At 47.4% G+C, this 652-nt stretch carries 1 protein-coding gene; it reads right to left on the reverse strand.

Translation table 11 applies throughout. The features are described 5' to 3' along the window. Window positions 1–310 precede the first annotated feature (310 nt). Window positions 311–652: FxsA family protein (locus tag ACTHUM_RS17185; protein WP_440403581.1), on the reverse strand; the 342-nt coding region annotated here is incomplete at its 5' end.

A 652-nucleotide genomic window follows, 5' to 3' on the forward strand; every position in this document is an offset into this window, starting at 1 on the left:
AATAGAAGTGGATTTAGGCTGAACGACGGTTTCGGTTTTCGAAGCAGTCGGTGTGTTTTGGGTGGCGCACGCCGATAAAACAGCGGCGGTAATCAAGCTGAGGGAGAGAGGGAAAAAACCTTGAACGTTCATTGGATACCGTGTCGTTTTTAGAATCAAAATAACTGCTTATTTTAAATGATTTATGCGGAATAACCGAATTACAAACCGATATTTACATTTTCAAAGCCAGGAAATGACTAAGGCCGTCTGAAATATGAAACACTTTTGAGGTATTCCTATTTCAGACGGCCTTTTATGAAGGAAGTCGTCAATCGGGTTTGTGTTCGATATAGTCTTGCGGTTTGTCGGCTTTGCTGGTGCGCGTAACCGTGTATTCGCCTTCAATAATGTCTTCATCCTCTTTGGCGGAGCTGTAAGTCTGGCGGCTTTGGAAAGACTGAGTAGAAGAAACGGCCGCGTTGCCTTTAAACGGAATCAGCAAGAGCAGGGCGACGGCGGTTGAAATAAAGCCGGGGCTGAGCAGGAAAACCGCGGCGGCAGTATAGCGAATCGGCCACAGCATTTGATAGAGGGAAATATTTTGTCCGCTGCGGACGGCTGCGCCAGCGAGTAAAAGGCCGGAGATGCCGGTATGGCGCAGCATAAAGAT

This window comes from Neisseria sp. P0021.S006, assembly GCF_051956895.1.